This window comes from Albidovulum sp. (assembly GCF_049646345.1).
Lineage (GTDB): Bacteria > Pseudomonadota > Alphaproteobacteria > Rhodobacterales > Rhodobacteraceae > Albidovulum.
This window is the reverse complement of the sequence record NZ_JBARVQ010000855.1, coordinates 1-3,394: the sequence shown is the minus strand read 5'-3', so window position 1 is coordinate 3,394 and position 3,394 is coordinate 1. Positions and strand designations below refer to the sequence as shown.

Annotated in this window: 2 protein-coding genes and 1 pseudogene; 2 read left to right on the top strand and 1 reads right to left on the bottom strand. The window is 63.8% G+C overall.

What is annotated here, in order from left to right; all coding sequences use genetic code 11:
* Positions 1-145: 145 nt before the first annotated feature.
* Positions 146-277: pseudogene (locus WBB85_RS22435) on the top strand (hypothetical protein); the annotation flags it as partial.
* Here the strand turns inward: WBB85_RS22435 and WBB85_RS22430 are convergent.
* Positions 271-1,794, bottom strand: coding sequence for an ATP-binding cassette domain-containing protein (locus WBB85_RS22430; RefSeq protein WP_432640786.1), 1,524 nt, complete (start codon positions 1,792-1,794; stop codon positions 271-273). The pseudogene WBB85_RS22435 and the gene WBB85_RS22430 sit on opposite strands and share 7 nt — an antisense overlap.
* Before the next feature lie 484 nt (positions 1,795-2,278).
* On the opposite strand from WBB85_RS22430, the gene WBB85_RS22425 reads away from it, so the two are divergent.
* On the top strand, positions 2,279-3,394 hold a 1,116-nt coding region (locus WBB85_RS22425; RefSeq protein ID WP_432640785.1), incomplete at its 3' end, for a winged helix-turn-helix transcriptional regulator.

The following is a 3,394-nucleotide window of genomic DNA, read 5'->3' as shown; positions in this document are numbered from 1 at the left end:
GCCGCCCGGACTTATGACGACCTCTGGCGCGCCGCAGGACAGGTCTGCGACCTCTTCACCGAGGAGGAATGCTACAACTTCTTCAAGGCCGCAGGATATGAAACCGATTAGGCGCAACACGCTCTAGACAGCCAGCGACGCTGCCCGTGCGACGAACGCCGATGGCCTCATCTACGCCTCGCGCACCGAACCCACTCGCTGGTACCTCGTACTCTTCCGCTGGAATCAGCCCGGCGCGCCGACGGTCACGCCTGAAGGCTCAGCCCTGCCCTACTGACCCCCTGCCTCCATCCCGGCAAAGAACCCCTCCGGGTCGTCCACCTCGTCGAGCCGCCCCTTCCCGATCCGCCAGAACCTTGTGCCGGTGGCGCGGACAAAGGCGCGGTCGTGTGAGACGATGAGCGCGCTGACCTCATCGGCCAGCAACTCGCGTTCCAGCGCCTCCTGCCCTTCGATATCGAGGTGGTTGGTCGGTTCGTCCAGAAGATAGAGGTTCGGCCGGATCAGCCGCAGGATCAGCATGGCAAGCCGCGCGCGCTGGCCTCCGGACAGGTTCCGCGCCGGGCGGTCCTGCGCCGCGATGGCGATCCCGGCGCCCGCCAGCAATCCCCGCACGGTCTGATCCGATTGGCCGTAATTCCCGGCAATCAGGTCAAAGGGCGTATCTGCCCCGCTCAGCCCCTCCAGCGCCTGATCGCAGATACCCGGCACGACCGAGGCCGCGATGCGCAGACCCTCTGCGCCACCCGACGAAATCGCCGCCGCAATCAGCGCCAGCGCCCGGCTTTTGCCCGCACCGTTCGCGCCCAGAAGCACGACCCGGTCACCGGGCACAATCCATTTCGCCCCGGTGCGGAAGAGCATGCGGCCGTCCGGCGCTGTCACGCGCGCATCCTCCAGCGTCACCAGCGCCCGTGCATGGCTGCGCGTCGCATCCAGCCTTATGTCGCCTGCCGAGCCTTCCCGATGCGCTGGCCGGGCGGAAGCCTCGATCCGTTCGGCCCGCTCACTCAGTTGTTTGGTCTTCACCGTCAGCAGATCGGAACCCGAATTGATGCCGATATTCTTCAGCTTGGCCGCCTGACGGCGCAGGCCTGCAGCCTTTTGCATCTCGTTGCCAAAGCGGCGGGCCTCAGCCGCATCGGCCTCATCCAATGCCGCCCGGGCCGCGCTGTAAGGCAGTGCGAACTCGCGTGAGGCTTCGGGGCGCAGGAACAGGGTGCGGTTGGTGACCCGGTCCAGAAAGGCGCGGTCGTGGCTCGCGACGATCATGGGGAAGTTGCGCGGCAATCCGGTCAGGAAAGCCTCAAGCCCGGCGATACGCTCCAGATCGAGGTGGTTCGTCGGCTCATCCAGCAGCAGGCAATCGGGGTCCGTCACCCAGACCCGCGCCAGCATCGCCATGCGGCGCCAGCCGCCCGACAAGGCAGCCAGCGGCCGGTCGCGCAGATCGATGGGCACCCCGAAATCGTCGAGCACGATATCCACACGCCAGCTTTCGGTTTCGGCCTGATCCAGTGGCAGGGCATCCAGAACCGCCGCATGGAAGGGGACTGACAGCAGCTTTTCAGGAATGTCCTGCGCCAGATGACCGATGCAAAGACCGCGCGACCGGGTCACGTCGCCCGTTGTCGCTTCAGCCTCGCCAGCGACAATGCGCAGAAGCGTAGATTTGCCGCGCCCATTGGCGGCGACAAGGCCCAGCCGGTCACTTTGGTTGAGGGTCAGGGAAAGGTCGGTGAAAAGCGGCGCACCAAGGGTTATGCCAATGTCTTTCAGGGTCAGGATCGTCATGTGGGGTGTCTCTGCCGGGGCCGGATGCCGTCCGTCGGATCATCGCGGCAATAACGTCAGGCGGCCTTCCGTAACAGGAACGGCCACCCATCCGGGCAGATCGGGGTCTTGAGGCCCTATGTCGATCCGCCCTGCACGTCAGTCATGCAGGGCTTGAACAGGGCCATAGGTCAGATGCCGCTTATGGATCGATCTCATGCGCAGCCCTCCCGTTTTCATGTTGGCCTTGGATAAGGGTATCCAGCCGGGGACGCTCTGGCAACCGCCTTGGCCGTCGGGCAAAGGCACCAGAGCCCGGCGTAACCGGCATGCGGGCAGTCGCGTGACCACGCAATGGCCGCACAAAATGCCACACCTGCGCAACAATCCTGTTGCAAGCGGGTCACTGAGCGGTGGAACCGCGCCAATCAAGTATTTTTTCTTCCATTTCGGCATCCGTCGTGACATTCGTTCAGCGCTGAACATATTATGAGTCGCAACCCCGGTGTCACACGAGGTCACATCCCCTTCGGAAGACGATCAGCTCTTCCGCCTGCTGCGTCAGCTTGACCAGCGGCCTGATGCGTCGCAACGCGCGACGGCGGATGCGATCGGGGTCAGCCTTGGTACGCTCAACACCCATCTGCGCGCAGCGACCGACGCCGGGTATATCCGCGTCGCCGACCGTAACGGCCCCGACCGTCGCCAGCGCTTCACCTATGAACTGACCACGAAAGGGGCCGCGACCAAGGCCCGCCTGACCGACCGGTTCCTCGCCCGTAAACTCGCCGAATATGACGCGCTTCATGCCGAACTGACCGGCAGCGAAAGCGGTCTTCTCCATCTCAAGAAAAGGACCCCATTGATGCAATCCAATCTTGCCCCCATCCCGGAGCTTTATGTCTCCTACGATTCTGCCCAGAAGCTGAAGCACGAAGCGGGCGCCCTGCCCTCCTGGGACCTGACGCCGCGCCAGATCTGCGATCTGGAACTTCTGATGAATGGCGGTTTCTACCCGCTCAAGGGCTTCATGACCGAGGCCGATTATGACGGCGTTGTCGAGAATATGCGCCTCTCGGACGGGTCGCTCTGGCCGATGCCGATCAACCTTGATGTTAGCGAGAAATTCGCCGAAGGGATCGAACCCGGTCAGGACATCGCACTGCGCGATGCCGAGGGCGTCGTCCTTGCCATCCTCTCGGTCACCGACAAGTGGGAGCCGAACAAGGCACGCGAGGCCGAAAAGGTCTACGGCGCCGATGATCTGGCGCATCCGGCGGTCAACTACCTGCATCATCAGGCGGGCAAGATCTATCTCGGCGGTCCGGTCACCGGCATCCAGCAGCCTGTTCACTACGACTTCAAGGCCCGCCGCGATACGCCGAACGAACTGCGCGCCTATTTCCGCAAGCTTGGCTGGCGCAAGATCGTCGCCTTCCAGACCCGCAACCCCCTGCACCGCGCGCATCAGGAACTGACCTTCCGCGCCGCCAAGGAAGCGCAGGCCAACCTTCTGATCCATCCCGTCGTCGGCATGACCAAGCCGGGCGATGTCGATCACTTCACCCGCGTGCGCTGCTATGAGGCGGTGCTGGATCAATATCCCTCTTCGACCACGACC